Source organism: Bradyrhizobium sp. CCBAU 53340, assembly GCF_015291645.1.
Taxonomy (GTDB): Bacteria; Pseudomonadota; Alphaproteobacteria; order Rhizobiales; family Xanthobacteraceae; genus Bradyrhizobium.
Genome location: NZ_CP030055.1, coordinates 6,871,706 through 6,894,876 on the forward strand (window position 1 = coordinate 6,871,706; position 23,171 = coordinate 6,894,876).

General features: G+C 64.5%; 25 protein-coding genes. 21 read left to right on the forward strand and 4 right to left on the reverse strand.

The window, feature by feature from the left end; all coding sequences use genetic code 11:
• Window positions 1–87: 87 nt before the first annotated feature.
• Genes XH89_RS32535 through XH89_RS32550 form a run of 4 tightly spaced genes read left to right on the forward strand, consistent with a single transcriptional unit; the run spans window position 88 to window position 3,227 of the window.
• Window positions 88–630, forward strand: coding sequence for a MarR family winged helix-turn-helix transcriptional regulator (locus XH89_RS32535; protein ID WP_246767682.1), 543 nt, complete (start codon window positions 88–90; stop codon window positions 628–630).
• Window positions 627–1,358, forward strand: coding sequence for a response regulator (locus XH89_RS32540; RefSeq protein ID WP_194464386.1), 732 nt, complete (start codon window positions 627–629; stop codon window positions 1,356–1,358). Before XH89_RS32535 ends, XH89_RS32540 begins: the two co-directional genes overlap by 4 nt.
• Before the next feature lie 18 nt (window positions 1,359–1,376).
• Window positions 1,377–2,765 (forward strand): ATP-binding protein, encoded by a 1,389-nt coding sequence (locus tag XH89_RS32545; protein WP_194464387.1) that lies wholly within the window; start codon window positions 1,377–1,379, stop codon window positions 2,763–2,765.
• A 51-nt stretch (window positions 2,766–2,816) separates the two neighbouring features.
• Window positions 2,817–3,227 carry a hypothetical protein gene (locus XH89_RS32550; protein WP_194464388.1) on the forward strand — a complete coding sequence of 137 codons (411 nt, stop codon included), beginning with the start codon at window positions 2,817–2,819 and terminating at the stop codon, window positions 3,225–3,227.
• An 8-nt stretch (window positions 3,228–3,235) separates the two neighbouring features.
• On the opposite strand, the gene XH89_RS32555 is transcribed toward XH89_RS32550, so the two are convergent.
• Both XH89_RS32555 and XH89_RS32560 read right to left on the reverse strand, forming a co-directional pair.
• Window positions 3,236–3,766 (reverse strand): DUF3617 family protein, encoded by a 531-nt coding sequence (locus tag XH89_RS32555; RefSeq protein ID WP_194464389.1) that lies wholly within the window; start codon window positions 3,764–3,766, stop codon window positions 3,236–3,238.
• 69 nt (window positions 3,767–3,835) lie between these two features.
• A complete protein-coding gene (locus tag XH89_RS32560; RefSeq protein WP_194464390.1) occupies window positions 3,836–4,141 on the reverse strand; it encodes a hypothetical protein in 306 nt (101 codons plus the stop codon).
• Window positions 4,142–4,323: 182 nt separating this feature from the next.
• On the opposite strand from XH89_RS32560, the gene XH89_RS32565 reads away from it, so the two are divergent.
• The 4 genes from XH89_RS32565 (at window position 4,324) to XH89_RS32580 (ending at window position 7,100) form a co-directional block, all read left to right on the forward strand.
• Window positions 4,324–4,785: a hypothetical protein gene (locus XH89_RS32565; RefSeq protein WP_194464391.1), complete on the forward strand. Its 462-nt coding sequence runs from the start codon at window positions 4,324–4,326 to the stop codon at window positions 4,783–4,785.
• A gap of 120 nt (window positions 4,786–4,905) precedes the next feature.
• The gene (locus XH89_RS32570) at window positions 4,906–5,610 is read left to right on the forward strand and encodes a ribonuclease T2 (RefSeq protein ID WP_194464392.1); all 705 of its coding nucleotides are present in this window, start codon (window positions 4,906–4,908) and stop codon (window positions 5,608–5,610) included.
• A gap of 150 nt (window positions 5,611–5,760) precedes the next feature.
• Entirely contained in the window at window positions 5,761–6,621 is an 861-nt protein-coding gene (locus XH89_RS32575) for a 23S rRNA (adenine(2030)-N(6))-methyltransferase RlmJ (protein WP_194464393.1), read from the forward strand.
• A 263-nt stretch (window positions 6,622–6,884) separates the two neighbouring features.
• A complete protein-coding gene (locus XH89_RS32580; protein WP_008544396.1) occupies window positions 6,885–7,100 on the forward strand; it encodes a cold-shock protein in 216 nt (71 codons plus the stop codon).
• Between the two features lie 87 nt (window positions 7,101–7,187).
• On the opposite strand, the gene XH89_RS32585 is transcribed toward XH89_RS32580, so the two are convergent.
• Window positions 7,188–7,811, reverse strand: a complete 624-nt coding sequence (locus XH89_RS32585; protein ID WP_194464394.1) for an outer membrane protein — start codon at window positions 7,809–7,811, stop codon at window positions 7,188–7,190.
• Window positions 7,812–8,064: 253 nt separating this feature from the next.
• On the opposite strand from XH89_RS32585, the gene uvrC reads away from it, so the two are divergent.
• From uvrC to XH89_RS32630, 9 genes are all read left to right on the forward strand, one after another.
• Window positions 8,065–10,128, forward strand: a complete 2,064-nt coding sequence (gene uvrC / locus XH89_RS32590) for an excinuclease ABC subunit UvrC (protein WP_194464395.1) — start codon at window positions 8,065–8,067, stop codon at window positions 10,126–10,128.
• 93 nt (window positions 10,129–10,221) lie between these two features.
• Window positions 10,222–10,839: a CDP-diacylglycerol--glycerol-3-phosphate 3-phosphatidyltransferase gene (gene pgsA, locus XH89_RS32595; protein ID WP_194464396.1), complete on the forward strand. Its 618-nt coding sequence runs from the start codon at window positions 10,222–10,224 to the stop codon at window positions 10,837–10,839.
• Window positions 10,836–11,087 (forward strand): molybdopterin converting factor subunit 1, encoded by a 252-nt coding sequence (gene moaD, locus XH89_RS32600; RefSeq protein ID WP_194464397.1) that lies wholly within the window; start codon window positions 10,836–10,838, stop codon window positions 11,085–11,087. Before pgsA ends, moaD begins: the two co-directional genes overlap by 4 nt.
• Window positions 11,088–11,091: 4 nt before the next feature.
• Window positions 11,092–11,574 (forward strand): molybdenum cofactor biosynthesis protein MoaE, encoded by a 483-nt coding sequence (locus XH89_RS32605; protein WP_194464398.1) that lies wholly within the window; start codon window positions 11,092–11,094, stop codon window positions 11,572–11,574.
• Window positions 11,574–12,533: a 50S ribosomal protein L3 N(5)-glutamine methyltransferase gene (prmB, locus tag XH89_RS32610; protein WP_194464399.1), complete on the forward strand. Its 960-nt coding sequence runs from the start codon at window positions 11,574–11,576 to the stop codon at window positions 12,531–12,533. Before XH89_RS32605 ends, prmB begins: the two co-directional genes overlap by 1 nt.
• Window positions 12,534–12,611: 78 nt before the next feature.
• Window positions 12,612–13,199: a phage holin family protein gene (locus tag XH89_RS32615; RefSeq protein ID WP_194464400.1), complete on the forward strand. Its 588-nt coding sequence runs from the start codon at window positions 12,612–12,614 to the stop codon at window positions 13,197–13,199.
• Window positions 13,200–14,330, forward strand: a complete 1,131-nt coding sequence (locus XH89_RS32620; RefSeq protein WP_194464401.1) for a YihY/virulence factor BrkB family protein — start codon at window positions 13,200–13,202, stop codon at window positions 14,328–14,330.
• 118 nt (window positions 14,331–14,448) lie between these two features.
• On the forward strand, window positions 14,449–15,921 hold the full coding sequence (locus tag XH89_RS32625) for an EAL domain-containing protein (RefSeq protein ID WP_194464402.1): 1,473 nt from the start codon (window positions 14,449–14,451) through the stop codon (window positions 15,919–15,921).
• Window positions 15,922–15,936: 15 nt separating this feature from the next.
• Window positions 15,937–16,791 (forward strand): TIGR01459 family HAD-type hydrolase, encoded by an 855-nt coding sequence (locus XH89_RS32630; protein WP_194464403.1) that lies wholly within the window; start codon window positions 15,937–15,939, stop codon window positions 16,789–16,791.
• 70 nt (window positions 16,792–16,861) lie between these two features.
• Here XH89_RS32630 and XH89_RS32635 read toward each other — a convergent pair whose 3' ends face one another.
• Window positions 16,862–17,257, reverse strand: a complete 396-nt coding sequence (locus tag XH89_RS32635) for a response regulator (protein WP_027551917.1) — start codon at window positions 17,255–17,257, stop codon at window positions 16,862–16,864.
• A gap of 230 nt (window positions 17,258–17,487) precedes the next feature.
• Between XH89_RS32635 and XH89_RS32640 the strand changes: the two genes are divergently transcribed.
• The 4 genes from XH89_RS32640 (at window position 17,488) to XH89_RS32655 (ending at window position 23,032) form a co-directional block, all read left to right on the forward strand.
• Complete coding sequence (locus XH89_RS32640) at window positions 17,488–18,459, forward strand: bifunctional riboflavin kinase/FAD synthetase (RefSeq protein WP_194464404.1); 972 nt, start codon at window positions 17,488–17,490, stop codon at window positions 18,457–18,459.
• A 206-nt stretch (window positions 18,460–18,665) separates the two neighbouring features.
• Complete coding sequence (ileS, locus tag XH89_RS32645; protein WP_194464405.1) at window positions 18,666–21,674, forward strand: isoleucine--tRNA ligase; 3,009 nt, start codon at window positions 18,666–18,668, stop codon at window positions 21,672–21,674.
• A 10-nt stretch (window positions 21,675–21,684) separates the two neighbouring features.
• Window positions 21,685–22,179 carry a signal peptidase II gene (gene lspA / locus XH89_RS32650; protein ID WP_194464406.1) on the forward strand — a complete coding sequence of 165 codons (495 nt, stop codon included), beginning with the start codon at window positions 21,685–21,687 and terminating at the stop codon, window positions 22,177–22,179.
• Between the two features lie 124 nt (window positions 22,180–22,303).
• The gene (locus XH89_RS32655; protein ID WP_194464407.1) at window positions 22,304–23,032 is read left to right on the forward strand and encodes a hypothetical protein; all 729 of its coding nucleotides are present in this window, start codon (window positions 22,304–22,306) and stop codon (window positions 23,030–23,032) included.
• The last annotated feature ends 139 nt before the right edge of the window (window positions 23,033–23,171 follow it).

The following is a 23,171-nucleotide window of genomic DNA, read 5'->3' on the forward strand; positions in this document are numbered from 1 at the left end:
GCTCTTCGAAATGCCACCCGACGCGAAGCGATCTAAAATTTCGTGCCGGACGATGGTTTTGTAACATTGAACCCAAGATACGTCAATATGCCTGACATAAATTTCGCGACTCCCTCTCAAAACGCTGCCGAGCCACGGCCGGCGGCAGGCGATGGAGGCAATTTGCGCTGGGATATCATCGAGCTGCTGTTCTTCGCCTATCGCGATTTCGTCGGCGATCCCGACCAGGAGCTGGAGGCTTTCGGCTTCGGCCGGGCTCATCACCGGGTCATGCATTTCGTCTATCGCTACCCGGGCCTGAAGGTCGCCGACCTGCTCGACGTTCTGCGCATCACCAAACAGTCGCTCGGCCGGGTGCTCAAGCAGCTCCTGGACGAGGGCTACATCGTGCAGAAGACCGGCGATAATGACCGCCGCCAGCGGCTGCTCTATGCGACGCCGAAGGGCGAGGCGCTGGTGCAGAAGCTCGCCGGGCTGCAGACCACGCGGATCACCAAGGCGCTCGCCGAGATGGGTCCGCAGGACGCCGAGACCGTCAAGCGCTTCCTGCGCGCGATGATCGACCGCGACGATCCGGACAAGGTGCTGGAGACGATCTTCGCCACCGTCAATCAAGACTCAAAGGAGTGACCGTGCCGCTCGCTGCCACGCTCGCCCGCCCGCCGGTGGAACCGGCCGACGACGCGCCGCATCTCCTCTTGGTCGACGACGACCGCCGCATCCGCGACTTGCTCTCGCGTTTCCTTGCCGCCGAAGGCTATCGCGTCACCACCGCGCCGAGCGCCGGCGATGCGCGTTCGAAGCTGCTCGGCCTGCATTTTGATCTTCTCATCCTCGATGTGATGATGCCAGGCGAGACCGGCTTCGACCTCGCCCGCTTCATCCGCACATCTTCCTCGGTGCCGATCGTGATGCTGACGGCGCGCCATGAGGCCGAGGCGCGCATCGAGGGCCTGCAGATCGGCGCCGACGATTACGTCGCAAAGCCGTTCGAGCCGCGCGAGCTGGCGCTGCGCATCAACAACATCCTCAAGCGCGCCGCACCGCCGGCGCAAGCCGTGACCGTCGAGAAGATCGCGTTCGGTCCCTATGTCTACCATCTCGATCGCGGCGAGCTGCGCCAGGGCGAGGAGGTCATCCACCTCACCGACCGCGAGCGCGAGATGCTGCGGATTCTCTCGGAGACGCCGGGCGAGACCGTGCCGCGCAGCGCGCTGACCGGCAATGGCAGCGTCAACGAACGCGCCGTCGACGTGCAGATCAACCGCCTGCGGCGCAAGATCGAGACCGATCCGGCCAATCCGCTGTTCCTGCAGGCGGTACGCGGCATCGGCTACCGGCTCGTAGCTTCGCCATAAAGCAGTGAAGCGCGCTAGATGAGCACGATCGACACCGGCCTGACGCTGCTCAAGAGCGCCGCCGGCCGCGTCTCCGCCGCCAATGGCTGGATGGGCAATGCATTCAAGGGCTGGATGCCGACCGGCCTCTACGCGCGCGCGCTGCTCATCATGATCGTGCCGATGGTGATCCTGCAATCGGTGGTCGCCTTCGTGTTCATGGAGCGGCACTGGAACACGGTGACGCGCCGCCTGTCGGCCGCGGTGGTGCAGGACATCGCCGCGCTGATCGACGTCTACAAGGGCTATCCGCAGGACCGGGATCGCGACCAGATCCGCCGCATCGCGCAGCAGCGCCTCGGTCTCGTCGTCGACTTCCTGCCGCCAGGCGACATGCCGCCGCCGGGACCGAAGCCGTTCTTCTCGCTGCTCGACCAGACGCTGTCGGTCCAGCTCGGCCGCCAGATCGGACGCTCGTTCTGGATCGACACGGTCGGCCGCTCCAACCTCGTTGAGATCCGCATCCAGCTCGACGATGCCGTGATGCGCGTGTTCGCGCAGCGCAGCGCCGCCTATGCCTCGAACTCGGAGATCTTCCTGTTCTGGATGGTCGGCACATCCTCGATCCTGTTGATCGTCGCGGTGCTGTTCCTGCGCAACCAGATCAAGCCGATCCTGCGGCTCGCCGACGCCGCGGAAAGTTTCGGCAAGGGCCGCGAGGCGCCGAACTTCAGGCCCAGAGGCGCGCGCGAGGTGCGGCGCGCTGCGGTCGCCTTCCTCGAGATGAAGTCGCGCATCGAGCGCACGATGGAGCAGCGCACCGCGATGCTCGCCGGCGTCAGCCACGATCTGCGCACCATCCTGACCCGCTTCAAGCTCGAGCTGGCGCTGCTCGGCGATAGCCCCGAGATGGAGGGCATGCGCAAGGACGTCGACGAGATGTCGATGATGCTGGAGGATTACCTCGCGTTTGCCCGCGGCGATTCCGGCGAGCAGTCGCAGCCGACCGACATGGCGCAGGCGCTCGAGGAATTGCGCAGCGACGCCGAGCGCCACGGCCACACCGCGACCGTGACGTTCAGCGGTCTGCCTGTCGTGACGGTGAAGCCGGCCTCGTTCAAGCGCTGCCTCGCCAACCTCGTCACCAATGCCGCGCGCTACGGCAAGGCCATCGCCATCTCCGGCCAGCGCGACCACCGTTATCTGACCGTGACGGTCGACGACGACGGCCCGGGTATCCCGGCGCATTTGCGCGAGGAAGTGTTCAAGCCGTTCCTGCGGCTCGACAACGCCCGCAACCAGGACGAAGGCGGCACAGGCCTTGGGCTCGCCATCGCCCGCGACATCGCTCGCTCCCACGGCGGCGACATCACGCTCGGCGACAGCCCGATGGGCGGACTGAGGGCGAGCGTGCGGATTCCGGTGTAGTTGAAAGGGGCGCAACTACAGGCGCGCTAATCCTGCGGAGTTAGAGAAGGCATGAGTGGCAAGGACGGATTCACAGCCAGATTCGTCTCACCATTCGATGAGAGCGCAGCCATCATCGAGGATGACGGCAGGGTCGCATATGCCTACATGCTCGACAGCGACGGAACGATTTGTAGCGACGTGTGGCTCTACAATCGCTGCCCGCCGCCACCTGAACCCGAGTGGCACGAGCCGGCGAACCTGCCGTTCGCGAACCCCGTCGCGTTCGTCAACGCAAGCTCTCGCTTCACGTCCCCCGAGTCGGCTCGCGATTTCATCGTCGCGTGGGACGAGGCTGGCGGACTCCTCGTCGCCAAAATCCTTTTGCGCGATAACTATCTCGCGAGACTGGAAGCGGGAGCCAAGCCGGGCTGGTCGACCTTGGCGGCCAAAGACGGCCCCTTAGCGCAGGTGTTGAAATAGCAGGCCACTTATTTCGGCAGCAGCGCCTTCAGCTTGTCGACGTCGCGCACGTTCATCTTGAAGCCGCCGGGCATCACGATGTCGCCGGGCTTCTGGTCCGGCTTGCAGGCGCCGAGCCATTTCGCTTCCAACGTCATGGTGGTATCGCGCCCCGCGCTACCGGCGGCGCCGCCTTGGGCGTGCGAGGAGGTCTTCACCGTATAGGCTGAATTGAAATCGCCCGTGACCTCTGAGTGCGAGGTCGTGTTGATGCCGGCGACGCTGCACTCGGAATCGCTGACATAGCCGGTCGCCGTCTTCTTGACGTCCCGCTTGGAGCAGATCTGCTTGGCCATCGGGGAGACGTTGTTGGCCATCTCCTTGTCGACGCTCTCGTCGGTGCAGTGCTGCATGGTCATCTCCGGCATCGCCGAGCCTGATCTGACCATCTTCATTTCCCAGAGGCCGGCCTTGCGCACCGGCAGATCGTCGGCGAAGGCACTGCCCGCAGACAACACAAGACAGACGGCCGAACCGAGCAAAGCAAGCTTGCGCGTCATACGAGAGACTCCCCGCTGAGATGTCCTGGCTTTTTCTTTGGCGTGACCTTGTTGGCGCCCCGAAACGCCTCAGTAGAGCGTGCGGATCGGCCGGTCGGCGGCGCCATAGGGCACCCAGCGGCAGGAAAACGAGATGTAGCCACCCTCATAGGCCTGCACCGCGAGGAATTTCACCACCTTGCCGTAGCGCGCGCAGTGATCGACCGCGAGCTGGCGCGCATCGACCTGCGTCGCCATCGAATAGGCGATGATGCCGCCGGTGTCGTTGCCCTTGAAGGGCGGCACCGGGAGGATGTCGGCGCGCGCCGACTGGCCCGCCATCATCCCCGAGACAACCAGGCTGGCAAGAAGGCCCGCGGCCGCAATGATTCGCATTCCCGTCACTCCGATTGGTTGGCACCAGTTTACGGTGCCGGCGCGGCGGTGAAAAGAACGGAAGGCCCATCGGCTGCGACGTTGTGATCAACTCCTGGCCAAGTGTTGCCGCGCTGCACTTGACCTCCCCCGGCCTTCGCGGCACCGTCTGGGCTTCGCAAGACCAGCTGTCCGGATTGCCCATGCGCGCGCCCTCCCTGAAATCGCTTCGCTTTGCCGCCGTTCTCGGCCTCATGTTCGGAGCGCTGTCGCTCGGCGAGGCCAAGGCAGCCAATCCGCTGGAGCTGAATTTCTGGCTGAGCGGTCCGCGCTATGACGGCCGCGTTGCCGATTGCGAGAAGGCGCTGCCGACCATCTCGACCCAGTTCTGGGAGAAGGAAAGCTCGTTCTGGAATTCGCCGCTGAGGATCACGGGCTTTTCGAACGTTCACGAGACTGCTTTCCGCCCCTGGGCATCGGACAACATTCCGCGACGCTACTGCACCGGCGAGGCCATGCTCACTGACGGCAAGATGCGCAAAGTGCACTTCTCGATCGTCGAGGATGGCGGCTTTGCCGGCTACGGCCAGGGTGTCGAATGGTGCGTGGTCGGGCTCGACCGCAACTGGGCCTACAATCCGTCCTGCCGCGCCGCCAAACCGTAAAGCCGAACAGCTCTGATTCGGACCAATCGAGCGACCAACTGCCGCTCGCTCGAATTTTGTTCTTGAAATGTTCTTGTTCGCTGCTAGGCTGATTTCACAGTCTAGTTGAGGGGCGTTGCCATGTTTCACTTTAGATTGCATTCGTTTTCCCGTCTCGTGATCTCGCTGGCCCTCCCCCTGGTTCTTGCCGCCGGGCTGGCGGGCGGCGCCAAGGCCCAGGACAAGCGGCAGAATGCGCCCGGCGAGTTCGATTTCTACGTGTTGTCGCTCTCGTGGTCGCCGTCCTTCTGCGAGGAGGCAGCCGAGCGGGGCCGCGGCAACGGGCGCACGAACATCCAGTGCGAGGGACGGCCTTATTCCTTCGTGGTGCACGGGCTGTGGCCGCAATATGAGAACGGCTTCCCGGAATATTGCCAGCGGCCGTCGCCGCGGCTGAACCGCAGCATCGTCTCCTCGATGCTCGATCTGATGCCGGCGCCGGGGCTGATCTTCAACGAATGGGACAAGCACGGGACCTGCTCCGGGCTCACCGATCGCAATTATTTCGAGACGATCCGAAAAGCGCGCGCCGCGATCAAGATCCCGGCCGAGTATCTCGACCTGTCGGAGGCCAAGACTGTGGCGCCGGGTGAGGTGGAGGAAGCTTTCATCAAGGCCAATCCTGGCCTCAGCAACACAGCCGTCTCGGTCACCTGCAACCGGACCCGCCTCTCCGAGGTCCGCATCTGCCTCAGTAAGGACCTGCAATTCCGCGCTTGCGAGGAAATCGAACGCCGCGCCTGCCGCCGCGACCAGGTGACGATGCCGCCGATCAGGGGCGGATAATTTTGCGCACCTGACGCTGCACCGTCATGGCCGGGCCTGTCCCGGCCATCCACGTTCACCCCCGGGTACAAACTACGTGGATGCCCGGGACAAGCCCGGGCATGACGAGTAGAACATGCTGCGCATTCTCTCTCACGAACCGCAGATCTTATGAACTACCGTCACGCCTTTCACGCCGGCAACTTCGCCGATGTCATCAAGCACATCGTGCTGGCACGCATCCTGACCTATCTGCAGGACAAGCCGGCCGCCTTCCGTGTCATCGACACCCATGCGGGCGCCGGCCTCTATGATCTCGACAGCGACGAGGCGCGCCGCGGCGGCGAGTGGCTGACGGGGATTGCGCGGCTGATGCAGGCGCGGCTCTCGAACGAGACCGTCGCGCTGACCAAGCCGTACATGGATATCGTCCGCGCGTTCAACCCGAAGGGTGAGCTCAAGGCCTATCCGGGCTCGCCGCTGATCGCGCGCGGCCTGATGCGGCCGCAGGACCGGCTCGTGGCCTGCGAGCTCGAGCCGAAGGCGCGCAAGGCGCTGATCGATGCGCTGCGGCGCGACGAACAAGCGCGGGTGGTCGATCTCGACGGTTGGATGGCGCTGCCGGCCTTCGTGCCGCCGAAAGAGCGGCGCGGGCTCGTGCTGATCGACCCGCCCTTCGAGGCCAAGGACGAGTTCGAAAGACTGGGCGAAGCCTTCTCGACCGCTTTCGCGAAATGGCCGACTGGTATCTATGTAATCTGGTACCCCGCCAAGAGCCGGCGCGCCACCGACACGCTGGCGCAATTGGTGGCCCGGCTCGCAGCTGCAGCAAAGCCTCAGGGCAAATGCCTGCGGCTTGAATTCAGCGTCGCGCCGCAAGCCGACGGCGGGGCGCTTACATCAAGCGGGCTGCTGATCGTCAATCCACCCTACACCCTGCAAGGCGAGCTCAAGACCATCCTGCCGGAGCTGGAAATGCCGCTCGGCCAGGGTGGTGCTGCCAGATTCCGATTAGAGGTGCCCAAGCCTTAACAGCGGGCCGTAACACTCCGGCATTCATGGGAAAAATATGCAGGAGCGGTAGTCAATCTGCGAAGAACCGTATTATGCTGTTTTTGTGACTGGCTTTGCGTTCCGCTTCCGCGAATGGTTGCGGCGGAGTGAAGGCCGAAGAAAGATCCAGTCGGACCGAATGGTCCGCCCAAGGATGGCCAGCTCCCGGGCTCCGTAATGCCCGGTCATGTCGCGGCGCGCGTCTGCGTGGCGACGGAGGAGCAATGAGGGGGAGTTTCCCGATGGCCATGACGGGAACGGTCAAGTTCTTCAACGGCGAGCGCGGCTACGGCTTCATCAAGCCTGACGACGGCGGTCGTGATGTCTTCGTTCACATCACCGCTGTGGAGCGGGCGGGACTGAAGGATCTTGCCGAGGGACAGCGTATCACTTTCGAAGTCGAACCGGACAAGAAGGGGAAGGGGCCGAAGGCGGTCAATCTCGTGATCCTTTCGTAGCGGACCTGCCCCACAACACCTGGCGCAAAAAAAGTCCCGGCCGCGAGCGACCGGGAGGTTGTAGTCCGGTATTTTCTTATTTGGCTATCAGAAGTGATAGTTCACGCCTGCACGGACAATGCTGGCGCTATAGCCGTTTGACACGCCTGTAATTGCGAACTGGCTCGTCGACAGATCGATGTAGAGATATTCGAGCTTCGCGCTCCAGTTCGGCGCAAGGCCAACTTCCGCGCCGACGCCGGCGGTCCAGCCAGCTGACGTGTGCGATTCCGTCCAGCCGAAGGTCTGCGCGCGCAGCTCGCCGAAGGCAAGGCCCGCGGTGCCGTAGAACAGCACGTTGCTGAAGGCATAGCCGGCGCGGCCGCGTAGCGTGCCGAACCAGGGATTGGAGAACTTCCACGGCGCGAACGTATCATCGGCACCGGCGGCCTGGATGTCGCCTTCGACGCCGAACACCCACGGGCCGTTCTGAAAATTGTAGCCGGCCTGCACGCCGCCGACGAAGCCGGAGGGCTTCACGGACGTGTTGCTCACCGAGCCCCACTCATAGCCGAGATTGCCGCCGAGATACGGGCCGGCCCAGCTATAGGCATTGAGCGGCTGATTGACGGTATAGGGCGCACGCTGACCGTAATTGAGATCGGCGGCCTCTGCCGAAGCTGTCCAGCCGGCTGCAACCAACGCGGCTGCGCCCACCACGAACCTCTTCATCGATACTCTCCAACGCAACTGCCGTAACCGGATGCGATGGCCGCGCCGCCGCGCGAGGCCAGACCGCATGGTTACGGAACCACCACTTTTTCGCGTAAGATTTATCGAGAGTTTTAAGTTAAAGGCCTGTTAAGACCCGTTACCGCGCTGTTAACAGACTTAAGGAAGCGTTACCGGGAACTGCGCGCCCCATCCTGTGCGTGCGGCATGGCCGGAACTTCAAATCGGTCCCCCCAGCGCCTAAATTCGCTCCATGGCTCACGATTCCAACGACAATCCGGACGGCGCACGCGCACGCAAATCGCCGCGGGCCGCGACCGCCGGCGCCCCGCCCGAAGGACTGACACCGCCCGACCTCGATCCCGCGGCCGCCGGCGGCGATGACGAGGACGATTCGCGGCTGCCGGACATTCTGGAAGAGAGCGGCGCGATCGGCGAAGAGCCGCTGGCGTCAGGCCACGAGGCGATCGAGCGCGCGGTCCGGCTCGCGCCGACCTCGCCCGGCGTCTATCGCATGCTCAGTGCGAACGCCGACGTGCTCTATGTCGGCAAGGCCAAGAACGTCAAAAAGCGCCTGTCGAGCTACGCGCGCCAGAGCGCGCCGCTGCCGGCGCGAATCCTGCGCATGATCGCAGCCACGGTGACCGTGGAGATCGTCTCGACCACGACCGAGACCGAGGCGCTGCTGCTCGAGGCCAACCTCATCAAGCAGCTGCGGCCGCGCTTCAACGTGCAGCTGCGCGACGACAAGTCGTTCCCCTACATCCTGATCACCGGCGACCATTGGGCGCCGCAGATCCTCAAGCATCGCGGCGCGCAGACGCGGCCCGGACGCTATTTCGGCCCGTTCGCCTCCGCCGGCGCGGTCAACCGCACCATCACGGCGCTGCAGCGCGCGTTCCTGATCCGCTCCTGTACGGACTCCTTCTTCGAGAGCCGCACCCGGCCGTGCCTGCTCTACCAGATCCGCCGCTGCGCCGGCCCCTGCACCCGCGAAATCGATTTCGGCGGCTATGCGACGCTGGTGCGGGAAGCGAGCGACTTCCTGTCCGGCAAGAGCCACGCGGTGAAGCAGGAGCTTGCCGCCGAGATGGAGAAGGCCTCCGGCGAGCTCGAATTCGAGCGCGCGGCACTTTACCGCGACCGCCTCGCCGCACTGTCGGCGATCCAGTCGCAGCAGGGCATCAATCCGCGCACGGTGGAGGAAGCGGACGTGTTCGCCATCCATCAGGAGGGTGGCTTCTCCTGCGTCGAAGTGTTCTTCTTCCGCACCGGACAGAACTGGGGCAACCGCGCCTATTTCCCGCGCGCGGAAAAGACCTTTACCCCCGAGGAAGTGCTGGGCTCCTTCCTCGCGCAGTTCTACGACGACAAGCCGCCGCCGAAGACTATTTTGCTCTCGCACGAGATCGAGGAGAGCGACCTGCTGGCCAACGCGCTGTCGATCAAGGCCGGCCACAAGGTCGAGGTCCTGGCGCCCAAGCGCGGCGAGAAGAAGGAGCTCGTCACCCACGCGCTGACCAATGCGCGCGAGGCGCTCGGGCGCAAGCTTGCGGATACCGCAACCCAGAGCCGCCTGCTCGAGGCGATGGCCGCGACGCTCAGCCTGCCGCATGCGCCCAAGCGCATCGAGGTCTACGACAACAGCCACATCCAGGGCACCAACGCGGTCGGCGCCATGATCGTCGCAGGCCCCGATGGCTTCGTGAAGAACCAGTACCGCAAATTCAACATCAAGTCGGAAGGGATCACGCCGGGCGACGACTTCGCCATGATGCGCGAGGTCCTGGAGCGCCGCTTCAAGCGCCTGATCAACCCGCCCGAGGAGGGCGCGGCCAAAGCCAAGGACGACGACTTCCCGCAATGGCCCGATCTCGTCATCATCGACGGCGGCCGCGGCCAGCTCAACGCCGTCAGGGAGATCTTTGCCAATCTCGGCCTCACCCAGGTGTCGCTGATGTCGGTCGCCAAGGGACCGGACCGGGATGCCGGCCGCGAGACCCTGTTCATGCCGGAGCGCGAGGCGATCAAGCTGGAGCCGCGCGATCCCGTGCTCTATTTCATCCAGCGCCTGCGCGACGAGGCCCACCGCTTCGTCATCGGCTCGCACCGCAAGCTGCGCAAGAAGGACATCCGCGAGGCCGGTTTGCAGGAAATTCCGGGCATCGGCCCGTCACGCAAACGTGCCTTGCTGCATCATTTCGGAACCCTGAAGGAGATCGAACGGGCCTCGATCGCCGATCTCGGCAAGGTTCCTGGGGTGAGCGCCGAGAGCGCCCGCAGGATTTTCGACTATTTCCATCCCCAACCGGGATGAACTAAAGGGGGCGTAGTCATATGGTCGTCGCATCCTGTACCCCAATGGGGACGGACGGTTGACCTTCAGGCTTGAGCGGTATTGGTAGGACGGATGAACATCGCCACGACACGAGGGACAACCAGCCGCGCGATGTCCCTCCCGAACATCCTGACCTATGGCCGGATCGCCGCGATCCCGGTCGTGGTCGGATGCATCTATGCGCAGTCGATCATGGATTACCCGCTGTGGCTGCGCTGGGTCGCGGTCGCGATCTTCATTGGCGCGGCGGTAACGGACTATCTCGACGGCTATTACGCGCGGATCTGGAATCAGCAATCGGCATTCGGCCGGATGCTCGATCCGATCGCCGACAAGCTGCTGGTCGCCTCGTGCCTGCTGATGCTGGCCGCCGACGGTATCATTCATGGCTGGTCGCTGTGGGCCGCCATCGTGATCCTGTGCCGCGAGATCCTGGTCTCGGGCCTGCGCGAATATCTGGCGGCACTGCGCGTCAGCGTGCCCGTGACCAAGCTCGCCAAGTGGAAGACCACGGTCCAGCTCGTCGCCATCGGCTTCCTGCTCGCCGGTCCCGCCGGCGACGAGGTCGTTCCCGTGGTCTCGCTGGTCGGCCTCATCCTGTTGTGGGCCTCGGCAATCCTGACCATGTATACCGGCTACGACTATTTCCGTGCCGGCATCCATCACCTCATCAAGGAGGACGAGGGATGAAGGTGAAATATTTCGCCTGGGTGCGCGAGCGCGTCGGCAAGGCCGAGGAGACCATCGAGCCGCCCGCGACCGTGCGTACCGTCGAGGAGTTGATCGCCTGGCTGTCCGGCCAAGGCGAGACCTATGCGTATGCTTTCGAGAAGCCGAAGGTGATCCGCACCGCGATTGACCATGCCCATGTCAAGGCGGATGCCGCGATCGCCGGCGCCCGCGAGATCGCGTTCTTCCCGCCGATGACCGGCGGCTAGGCTCATGACTTCCCCTGTCACCCCCCGCCCCGTCGCCATCCGCATCCAGGAAGACGATTTCGACATCGCGCGCGAGATCGCGGTCCTGACCAGGAGCCGCACCGATATCGGCGCCGTCGTCAGCTTCTCCGGCATCTGCCGCGCCGATGACGACAGCTCGAAGATCGCGGCGCTCACACTCGAACATTATCCAGGCATGGCCGAGGAAGAGATCAGGCGTCATGTCGACGAGGCCATGTCGCGCTGGCCGCTGAACGGCGTCACGGTGATCCATCGCGTCGGGCGGTTCATGCCCGGCCAGAACATCGTGCTGGTGCTCACCGCCTCGCAACACCGGCGGGCGGCATTCGAGGCGGCGGAATTCCTGATGGACTATCTCAAGACCAGCGCCCCGTTCTGGAAGAAGGAAGAGAGCGCCACCGGCACCGGCTGGGTCGAGGCCCATGCCCGTGACGACGAGGCCGCCGCACGCTGGACCAAATCCTGATGGCAAAAGCATCCAAGAAGACCGCGCGTAGCCGCGCCGCACCGAAACTTGCCAAAGTCGGCCCCGGCGAACTGCTCACGCTACTCGATTTCGTCCGCTATGCGGTGAGCCGCTTCGTCGAGGCAAAGCTTGCCTTCGCGCATGGCACGACCGATCCGGTCGCCGAAGCCGTCTTCCTGGTCTGCGAGGCGCTGCATCTGCATCCCGACCAGTTCGAGAGCTTTGCCCACGCGCGCGTCACCGCGGCGGAAGGCAAGACGCTGCTCGACCTCATCCATCGGCGCGTGACGACGCGCAAACCGAGCGCCTATCTCGTCAACAAGATCTACATGCGCGGCCTGCCCTTCTATGTCGACGAGCGTGTCATCGTTCCACGCTCCTTCATCGGTGAGCTCCTGGACTCGCATTTCGGAGGCGATGGCGAGGCGGGCTCGCTGATCGACGATCCCACCGCCGTCGAGCGCGTGCTCGATCTTTGTACGGGATCGGGATGTCTTGCGATCCTCGCCGCGTATCACTTCCCGAACGCCACGGTCGATGCCGTCGACATCTCCAAGGGCGCGCTCGAAGTCGCGGCGCGCAATGTCGGCGAACACGGGCTGGATGGGCGGATCACGCTCCATCGCGGCGACCTGTTCGCCCCGCTCGGCGATGCCAAATACGACCTGATCATCACCAACCCGCCCTATGTCGACGCCGAAGGCATGGCGGCGCTGCCCCCGGAATGCCGGGCCGAGCCGAAGCTGGCCTTCGACGGCGGCGCCGACGGTCTCGACGTCATCAGGCGGATCCTGCGCGATGCGCCCGATCATCTGACGCCGGATGGCGGCCTGATCTGCGAGATCGGCCGCGGCCGCGAGCTGGTCGACGAGGCCTTTCCGGAACTGCCCCTGCTCTGGCTCGACACCGAGGAGTCCGAGGGCGAGGTGTTCTGGATCGCCGCGGCCGATCTCGGCTGATCGCGCGCACGCGCGGAACAAGTCAAATTCCGCCACGTTCATCCCCCGACGAAGTTCTCGCTCTCGGAGGATGTCCGCATGCTCGCGCCATCGGGCGAATTGCTGCGCGCCGGCATGGCGCTGAAACTCAACCACGTCAAACGCGCCGCTCAATCCTATTTGCGCGACCAGACCAGCCAGGCGACCGGCAAGGTGACATCTTACGCTGTAGCCGGCGGGCTATTCGCGGTCGCCGGCCTGTTTCTCATCGCCACATTTTTCGTTGGACTGATGGCCCTTTATCGCTGGGTGGCTATCACTTACGGACAATTCTGGGGTTTTGGTGCCGTCGCGGTGGTGTTGTTGGTGCTCGCCGGGGCCTGCGCCGGGATTGCGACGGCACAGATGAAGCGCAAGGCAAAGCCGATCGTTCCGCTTGCCAGCCGTTTGCGCGTGGCGGTCGCGACGCCGCGGATCCCGCGTGGAACGGTCAAACAGGCTGTGAAAGAGGTCGCGACGACAATTCCCCTGGTGCCGCTTGCACCGGGCGAACGCGGCCATCGCGGCAAAGCTTGGCCGGCTCGCGCCAACCGGCCCGTGCAGCTTGGCCTGATGCTCGCGGCAATTGGGCTCGCGGGGCTCACAGCGGCGCGACGAAGGCGTCACAGCCGAAGATTGGACGCTTGAATGCTGGTACGGCGCTCCGACCAAATCGACTCCTGGCTGCTGGTCGCGGCAACGGCTGTCTTCGTGCTGAGCGCCGAGCGCTACTTCCGAGAGTCCGGCCTGATCGGGTCGGGGCGTCCGCAAGACCACCGCAAAGCCGAGGCAAATTCGCCTGAAACAAACCCGGCACGTGCGGCGACGCAGCCCGGCCATGGTCGCCGCGCGAAAAGCCCCTTCACGATTCCCTGGGTCGGCTGGAAGGATATTTTCTGGCGCACCTATCAACGCATCGACGACGATCGCCTGCTCGCGACGGCCGGCGGCGTCGTGTTCTTCGGGCTGCTTGCGATCTTTCCTGCCGTGACGGCGCTCGTCTCGTCCTACGGACTGTTCGCCAATCCTGCGACCATCAGCGACAACCTCCAGAAGCTGGCGATGATGCTTCCCGAAGGCACCTTCCAGATTGTCCAGGAGCAGGTCGGACGCGTGGTGTCGAAGGGCAATACGGCGCTCGGCGCCACCTTCCTGTTCGGCCTCGTGCTCGCGATCTGGAGCGCCAATGCGGGCGTCAAGGCGATCTTCGACGCCCTCAATGTCGCCTACGAGGAGCGCGAGAAACGCAGCTTCATCAAGCTGAACATGGTGTCACTTGCCTTTACGGTTGGCGGCATCGTGGCGCTGCTGCTGATGGTGGGCGCCGTCGTCGCTTTCCCGCTCGCACTCGATCATCTCGGCATGGCGCCCGAAAGCAAGCTGATTGTCGCGCTGGCACGATGGCCTCTGCTGTTCCTCATCCTGCTGGTGGCGCTCGCCATCCTCTACCGCTTCGCCCCGAGCCGCGATGCACCGCGCTGGCAATGGCTGAGCCTCGGCGCGGTGACGGCCTCCATCCTCTGGATTGCGGGCTCGGCGCTGCTCTCCTGGTATCTCTCGTCCTTTGCCAACTACAATGCGACCTACGGCTCGCTCGGCGCCGCGATCGGCTTGATGATGTGGATGTGGATGTCGGCGATCGTCGTCATGTTCGGCGCCGAGCTGAATTCCGAGATCGAGCGGCAGACGCTGCGCGACACCACCACCGGCCGGCCCAAGCCGCTCGGCAGCCGCGAGGCCGTCTCGGCCGACACGGTTGGCGCCGCCGCACCGTCCTGAGCCCGCGACTATCCCCTCGAATCACCGATGATGCTAAGCTCCTGCCGACAGGGAAGAGCGTGCCCGTTTGGGCCCGTGTTTTCCCGGGTGGGCATCATTTGAGGGCGCAGTACGCGGCATGATTCGCATTTCGACGATCTTCATCGCCATCTGCATGGTTCTGGTCGCGGCCTCGCTCGGGCTCGTGCTCTACGCGGTCGCCGGCATCAGCGGAACCGAATCCGCGATCGTGGCGCTGACCGCGCTGACCTTCCTGATCCTCTACAACGCGGTCTCGATGCGGCTGCGCGACCGCAGCGACGTCGGCGGCCAGATCGCCGACCTGTCGCGGGGCACCGCCGACCTCGCCCGGCAGGTCGCCGAGTTCGGGCGCCGGTTGGCTGCGATCGAGGGCCGCATCGCCTCGTCCAATTCGGCCAATTCCGATCGGGTCCAGTCGGTGGTCGGCGAGATCAACGAGCTCGGCGGACTGGTCAGGCAGCTTGCCGCCACGGTGTCGACCCACGAGGACCTGCTGGCCGGCAGCGCCCCGGCGCCGTCTCCCGCGCCGGTCGCCCGGCCGGAGATGGAAGTGCCAGTCGACCTGATTGCGCCATTCGAGGAGCGAACGGCCGCTCCTCCCCCGCTCCCTGCAGCCCCACGGCCGGCGCCACCGGCCATCCAGGCCCGGACCGCCAACGCCGTTCAGACCGTCAACGGCCGCAACCAGACCCAGATGCTGGCGACGCTGCGCAACGCCATCGACGAGAACCGCATCGACATCTTCCTGCAGCCGATGGTGACGCTGCCGCAGCGCAAGGTCCGCTTCTATGAAGCCGTGACCCGGGTGCGCGACGAGCGCGACCAGCTGATTGCCGCCGAGGAGTTCATCAGTATCGCCGAGGCCTCCGGGCTGATCGGGCGCATCGACAACATGGTGTTGCTGCGCTGTGTCCAGGTGTTGCGCCGCCTGATGGTGCGCAACAAGGATGTCGGCGTGTTCTGCAACGTCGCGGCGTCGACGCTCGGCAATTCCACCACCTTCGCGCAATGCCTCGACTTCCTCGAAGCCAACCGGGCCCTCGCCCCATCGCTGGTGCTGGAGTTCAAGCAATCGACCTTTCGTAGCCTCGGTCCGGCCGAGACCGAAAATCTCGCGGCGCTCGCCCAACGCGGCTTCCGTTTCTCGATCGACCACGTCACCGACTTGCGTATCGAGCCGCGCGAGCTCGCCGACCGCGGCGTTCGCTTCATCAAGGTCCCCGCGTCACTTCTACTCGATCCGAAGCAGGCCTCAACCTCGGACATTCACCCGTCCGACCTATCCGACCTGCTCGGCCGCTTCGGCATCGACCTGATCGCCGAGCGGATCGAGGGGGAGCGCGCGGTGGTCGACCTGCTCGACTATGACGTGCGGTTCGGCCAGGGCTTTTTGTTCGCGCCACCCCGGCCATTGCGGCCCGAGGGGGCATCTGCTACCGGCGGGGCCTCGCCGAACCAGGACATTCAGGGATCCAATGGCCCCGGTACACCCAGCCCAGGCACAGCTGCGACGCCTGCCACCCCGTCACAGCGCATCACCGGAAACGCGGCGCTCGCGCGCCGCATCTGATCGGCCGCGCGCATCATGACCACGCTGCATTTCGCACAGAGCCTGCGCGAGCTCGTGAGCGGGGTCGATGTCGTGCTCAGCGACATCTGGGGCGTGGTCCATAACGGCCTGGAATCCTTCCCCGAGGCCTGCGATGCGCTGCACACCTATCGCAGCCGCGGCGGTACGGTGATCCTGATCACCAACGCGCCGCGCCCGGCCGACTCCGTGCAGCGGCAATTGCGCAAGCTCGGCGTCGCCGACGAAACCTACGACGCCATCGTTTCCTCCGGCGATTTAACGCGGCTCTATGTCGCCGAGCATCCCGGCCGCAAGATGTTCTGGCTCGGCCCCGAGCGCGACAACTCCATCTATCGCGGCCTCGATGCCAAGACCGCGTCGCTGGAAGAGGCCGACTACATCGTCTGCACCGGCCTCTATGACGACGAGACCGAGACCGCGGAAGATTATCGCGGCATGATGCTGAAGGCGCGCGAGCGCCAGCTGACGCTGGTCTGCGCCAACCCCGACATCGTGGTCGAGCGCGGCGACCGGCTGATCTATTGCGCCGGCGCCATCGCCGAGCTCTATCGCGAGCTCGGCGGCGAGGTGATCTTCTACGGCAAGCCGCACCGGCCGATCTATGAGCGCGCGATGACGCTCGCCGGCGAACGCCAGGGCCACCCGATCGACCGGAAAAAAGTGCTGGCGATCGGCGATTCCGTCCGCACGGACCTGACCGGCGCGCGCGAATTCGGCATCGATTGCCTGTTCGTCACCCGCGGCATCCATGCCGAGGAGTTCGAGGGCCTCGACCAGCTCGATCCCAAGTCGGTGCTCGAATTGTTCGGCCACCCGCCGAAGGCGCTGATGCGGGAATTGAAGTGGTAGGCTGAGAAACGCAGAAAGCCCGGGACGAGCCCGGGCTTTCCAAATTCAACGGATGGCTTTGCAGCGCGCCTTACGCGCTCGCCATGTCCGGGAACACCGCCTCGATTTTGGTCTTCAGCGTCGCCGCGTTGAACGGCTTGACGATGTAGTTGTTCACGCCGGCCTTCTTGGCCGCGATCACGTTCTCGGTCTTCGATTCCGCCGTGATCATGATGAAGGGCGTGGTGGCGAGGTTGGGATCGGCACGCACTTCGCGAAGCAGGTCGTAGCCCGTCATCGGCTCCATGTTCCAGTCGGAAATCACGAGCCCGTACTTCTTGCCGCGCATCTTGTTCAGCGCCGCCGAACCGTCGCTGGCATCATCGATATTATCGAAGCCAAGCTGCTTCAGCAGATTCCGGATGATACGGATCATGGTGCTGTAGTCATCTACCACCAGAACCGGCATCGACAAATCAACCGCCATCTCGACTCCCCCAACGCATACCCTGGAATATTCAAAAACGGACCTGACAGGCCGAGCCCCTCAGTTCCAGCCCCCAAGCACTAGCACCAAGGCGTTAAACAGCGCGTTAACTGGGGTCGGACCGAGCCGGATCGAAATCGTGTTCCCTGCGGCCATATCCGCCCGCTTGACTTCATCGGCCGGGTCAAGCCACGGTCCCGGCCGATCCCGCCGGCTCGAGAATTCCCCTGATGGCCCCGCAATTTACTGTTATCCGCGATACCACGCCGGATTCTGCCATCCTGAAGGGAGCGGTGGTCGCCATGGGCAATTTCGACGGGGTCCATCTCGGCCACCGGGCCGTCATTGCCGCAGCCCTGGAAATGGGCCGGGCGCATGGCCGCCCTGCGCTGGCGCTGACCTTCGAACCGCATCCGCGCCGGTTTTTCAGCCCCAACACCCCGCAATTCCGGTTGACGGACGAACGGGCCAAACTGCGGCTGCTGGCCGGGACGGGGCTTGCCGGTGCCGTGGTCATGACCTTCGACAAGGCGCGCGCCGGCACCAGCGCGCAAGATTTCATTCACCATGACCTGATCGGCCGCCTCGGCGTCAGCGGGATTGCGGTCGGCTACGACTTCCATTTCGGCAAGGGCCGGGTCGGCTCGCCGAGCCTCTTGGTCAACGAGGCGCCCCGTCTCGGCATCGAGGTCGACGTGCAGCCGCATATCGATATCGACGAACGGCCGGTCTCCTCCAGTGCCATCCGGATCGCGCTCGCCGAGGGGCTCATCGACGAGGCCACCACCATGCTGGGCGCGCCCTGGTTCATCACCGGCGAAGTGATCCATGGCGAGAAGCGCGGCCGCGACCTCGGCTATCCCACCGCCAATATCCGGCTCGATGCCAATTGCGGCCTGAAGCACGGCATCTATGCGGTGCGGGTCGGCCGCGGGTCCGAGCGCCTCAACGGGGTCGCAAGCTTCGGCCGCCGCCCGACCTTTGACAATGGCGCTCCCCTCCTCGAAATCTTCCTGTTCGACTTCAAGGGCGATCTTTACGGCCAATCGCTGGACTGCGCCTTTGTCGGCTTCATCCGCGAGGAGCTGAAATTTGGCGATATCGACGCCCTGATCCGGCAGATGGACGACGATTCCGCCCGCGCCCGTGCCATGCTGGCGGCCGCCCCGGACGCGTTTCCACGACTTGGGACCGTCGATTGAACCGCCAAAGCCGGCCAGCCCGACCTTTGCGCTTGCCCCGTCCGGCTGCTATGGAGAGCCCCATGTTTGCGCGGCGCATCATAGGGATTAGCGGCCCGGCTTCCGCCTGAGCCTCAAGGCTCGGCGCAAGACCGGGATTTTGTCGTTTCACCCCGCGATTCCGCATCGCCATCCGTTCCCCGCGCCATTCCGAGCCAGTCAGTCTCATGTCCGAAAAGCCGCAGAAATCCCAAAAGTCTGAAGCCAAAGACTATTCCAAGACCCTGTTCCTGCCGCAGACCGAATTCCCGATGCGCGCCGGCCTGCCGCAGCGCGAGCCGGAGATCCTCAAGCGCTGGTACGAGATCGGCCTGTACGAGAAGCTGCGCGAAGCGGCCCGCGGCCGCGCCAAGTTCGTGCTGCATGACGGCCCGCCCTACGCCAACGGCAACATCCATATCGGCACGGCGCTGAACAAGATCCTCAAGGATCTCGTCACCAAGAGCCAGCAGATGCTCGGCTTCGATTCCAACTATGTGCCCGGCTGGGACTGCCACGGCCTGCCGATCGAGTGGAAGGTCGAAGAGGAGAACTATCGCAAGAAGGGCAAGCAGAAGCCCGACTTCCGCGACAGTGCCGCGATGATCGATTTCCGGAAAGAATGCCGCGCCTATGCCACGCACTGGCTCAATGTGCAGCGCGAGGAGTTCAAGCGGCTCGGTGTGATCGGCGACTGGGCGCATCCCTATGCCACCATGAATTATCCGGCCGAAGCCCAGATCGCGCGCGAGTTGATGAAGTTTGCGGCGAACGGCACGCTCTATCGCGGCTCCAAGCCGGTGATGTGGAGCGTGGTCGAGAAGACCGCGCTCGCCGAGGCCGAGGTCGAGTACGAGGACTACACCTCGGACATGGTCTGGGTGAAATTCCCGGTGACCTCGCCGGCGCATGGCGCGCTCGCCTCCGCAAGTGTCGTGATCTGGACCACCACGCCCTGGACCTTGCCCGGCAATCGCGCCATCTCGTTCTCGCCGAAGATCGCCTATGGCCTCTACAAGGTGACGGACGCCCCTGCCGACAATTGGGCCAAGACCGGCGATCTCCTGATCCTGGCTGACGCGCTCGCCGCAGAGGTGTTCAAGCAGGCGCGCGTGACAGCTTTCGAGAAGGTCCGCGACATCCCCGGCGATACCATGGACGCGATCGAATGCGCCCATCCGCTCAAGGGGCTCGCCGGCGGCTACGACTTCACCGTGCCTCTCTTGTCCGGCGACCACGTCACCGACGACACTGGCACCGGCTTCGTGCATACCGCGCCGAGCCACGGCCGCGAGGACTTCGACGTCTGGATGGCGAACACCCGCGAGCTCGACGCGCGCGGCATCAACAGCGCGATCCCCTACACGGTCGACGAGAACGGTGCCTATACCGACCAGGCGCCGGGCTTCACCGGCAAGCGCGTCATCAACGACAAGGGCGAGAAGGGCGACGCCAACGAGGCCGTGATCAAGGCGCTGATCGAGGGCGGCAAGCTGCTCGCGCGCGGCCGGCTCAAGCATCAATATCCGCATTCCTGGCGCTCGAAGAAGCCGGTGATCTTCCGCAACACGCCGCAATGGTTCATCGCGATGGACAAGGACATTGCGGATAGCGGCAAGACCAAATCCGGCGACACGCTGCGCGCCCGCGCGCTGCAGGCGATCTCGGTGACGCAATGGGTGCCGCCATCGGGCGAGAACCGCATCAACGGCATGATCGAGGCGCGCCCCGACTGGGTGATCTCGCGCCAGCGCGCCTGGGGCGTGCCGATCGCCGTATTCGTCCGCGAGAAGGGCGACGGCTCCGCCGAGATCCTCCAGGACGAGGCCGTCAACACCCGCATTGGCGATGCCTTCGAAAAGGAAGGCGCTGACGCCTGGTACGCGACCGGCGCGCGCGAGCGCTTCCTTGGATCGCGCGCGAATGAAGACTGGCAGAAGGTCGATGACATTCTCGACGTCTGGTTCGATTCCGGCTCAACGCACGCCTTCGTGCTGGAAGACCCCGTGCAATTCCCCGGTCTCGCCGGCATCAAGCGCAAGGTCGACGGCGGCACCGATACCGTGATGTATCTCGAAGGCTCGGACCAGCATCGCGGCTGGTTCCACTCCTCGCTGCTGGAGAGCTGCGGCACGCGCGGCCGTGCGCCCTACGACATCGTGCTGACCCACGGCTTCACCCAGGCCGAGGACGGCCGCAAGATGTCGAAGTCGCTCGGCAACACCATCGAGCCGCAGGCCGTCATCAAGGAATCCGGCGCCGACATCCTGCGCCTCTGGGTCGCGTCCTGCGACTACACCGACGACCAGCGCATCGGGCCCGAGATCCTGAAGAACACGGTCGAGACCTATCGCAAGCTGCGCAATACCGTGCGCTGGATGCTCGGCACCTTGCATCACTACAAGCCGGCCGACGCCGTCGCGCCCGCCGAGATGCCCGAGCTCGAGCGGCTGATGCTGCACGAGCTCGCGCTCCGCGCAGAATTGGTCCGCAAGGCCTACGAGACGTTCGACTACAAGAGCGTGGTCGCGACCCTGTCCGCCTTCATGAACAGCGAGCTCTCGGCGTTCTATTTCGACATCCGCAAGGACACGCTCTATTGCGATCCGCCGTCCTCGCTGACGCGCAAGGCGGCGCTGACCACGATCGACCTGCTGTGCAATTCGATCCTGAAATGGCTGGCGCCGATCCTGAGCTTCACCGCGGAAGAGGGCTGGCGCTTGTACAGGCCGGATGCCGAACCGTCGGTGCACCTGACGCTGTTCCCGGAAGGCCTCGAAAAGCTCCGCGATGACAAGCTCGCCGCGAAGTGGGAGACGATCCGTGACATTCGCCGTGTCGTCACCGGCGCACTCGAGCTCGAACGCGCCGCCAAGAACATCGGCTCCTCGCTCGAGGCCTCGCCGGTGATCTATGTCGCCGACCGCGACATGTTGGCGACATTGTTCGACTCCGATCTCGCCGAGATCTGCATCACCTCGAATTACGAGGTGCGCGAGGGCGAGCCGCCGGCCTCTGCATTCCGCCTCGATGCGGTGCCCGGCGTCGCGGTCGTGGTCGAGAAGGCCGTCGGCACCAAATGCGCCCGCTCCTGGAAGATCTCGCCGATGGTCGGCGAGGATTCCGAATATCCCGACGTCACCCCGCGCGACGCCAAGGCGTTGCGCGAATGGAAGGCGTTGGGCGTGAGCGTCTGATCGGCCTGCCATGACCCCGCTCCGCGCCGGCATCCTCGCGGCAATGGTCACGCTCGTGGCCGACCAGGCTTCGAAACTTTGGCTGCTGAACGGCTTCGACCTCGCCCGTCGCGGCGTGGTGAAGGTGATGCCGTTCTTCGACCTGGTGCTGGCCTGGAACATCGGGATCAGTTTCGGCTGGCTCCAGAACGACGGCCATGCGGCTCAGCTCGCCCTGATGGCGGTAAAGGTCATCGCGGTGATTGCACTGGCTGTCTGGATGGCGCGGTCGCAAACCCGGCTCGCCACCATGGCCCTGGGGATGATCATCGGTGGCGCCATCGGCAACGGCATCGACCGCCTGGCCTACGGCGCGGTGGTCGATTTCGCCCTATTCCACATCGAAATCGCCGGAAATACCTACAATTGGTACGTTTTCAACCTCGCAGACGTGGCTATCGTTGCTGGGGTGGCGGCCCTATTGTATGATTCCTTCTTGGGGGTACCCGCCGCAAAAGCGCCCTGATCCCGGCCGATACGGGCCGGAGGCGGAACCTTGCTTGGCGAGGGGTGGCCGCGCGAGGCGCGGCAAGACTGGTGCATCAAGACCGGCACGACCAAGACTGCCACAATATGGAACAGGTATAGGTATGCGCAGCTCCGAGACCAGCGGTTCGATGGGTCGAGACCCCCGGCGGGGACTTTGGCTGGCGCTGAAATTGTCGGCCGTCGCATTCGGCGTTGGTCTCGTCATGTCAGCAGGCCCGGTCCGCGCGGGCGATGATGGCGACGACGAGGACGACGGGATGACCTTCGAAGAGAGGATCATCGACAATCTGATGTCCGGCATCGGCGCCAAGAGCATGGAGAAAAAGGGCATCGAATACCGCGAGCGGTCGCCGTTGGTGGTGCCGCCCAAGCTCGATCTGCCGCCGCCCACCGGCATGGAAGCCAAGAATGCGCCGAACTGGCCGAAGGATCCTGACGTGAAGCGCCGCAAGGAGGCCATCGCCGCGCGGAAGAAGGAGTCCAAGGCAACGGAGAGCTGGCAGGCTGCCAGGCCGTTGACCCCCGCCGAACTGAACGTCGGCAGGACGGCCGCGCCCGAGCGGACCAGCAACGACCCGATCGAGCCGGGCACTAACAGCAATCCGTCGCTCAGCCCAGCCCAGCTCGGTTTCACCGGCGGTCTGTGGAACATGATGACGAACAACAAGGGCGAGACCAAGCAATTCACCAGCGAGCCGCCGCGCCAGTCGCTGGTCGAGCCGCCGCCGGGCTATCAGACGCCTTCGCCGAACTATGCCTATGGCGAAGGCGAGGATAAGTCGCGGCGGACCTACTACGACATCATGTCCGGCAAGGACAAGGAGCAATAAGCTCCTTGCCTGTCATGCGCGGGCGCGAAACCGTCGCAAAGGTCCGGTGTAGGCCGGACGCGGCAGATGACCTATTTTTAAGTACAGTTTGACCGCGTTCTCTGCTTCGTGACCCGAAGCTCAAAGCCGCGCGGTATAG